The organism is Pseudoalteromonas sp. MER144-MNA-CIBAN-0113 (assembly GCF_040308965.1).
GTDB classification, from domain to species: domain Bacteria; phylum Pseudomonadota; class Gammaproteobacteria; order Enterobacterales; family Alteromonadaceae; genus Pseudoalteromonas; species Pseudoalteromonas tetraodonis.
Window position 1 is genome coordinate 1 of sequence record NZ_JBEOOG010000540.1, and the last position, 243, is coordinate 243.

Annotated in this window: 1 protein-coding gene; it reads left to right on the top strand. The window is 44.9% G+C overall.

From position 1 onward, the window contains the following. The coding region (locus AAEY57_RS20845; protein ID WP_350608766.1) for a transposase at window positions 1–243 on the top strand (243 nt) is incomplete at both ends.

A 243-nucleotide genomic window follows, 5' to 3' on the forward strand; every position in this document is an offset into this window, starting at 1 on the left:
GTGCCTTACAATAAAAAAGGACACTCTCTCCCAGTTTACTATGTCGGCTGTGCAGAGCGAGGAAACGCTGAGAACGATTTAAGCTGGCACTTATTAACCAGTGAACCAGTCACCAGCAAAGAAGACGCCTTAGCTATCATCACCTACTATGAGCACCGTTGGCTTGTAGAGGAATACCATAAAGTCTGGAAAAGTGATGGCACGGATATCGAAAGTTTACGCCTTCAAAGCCAAGATAACATG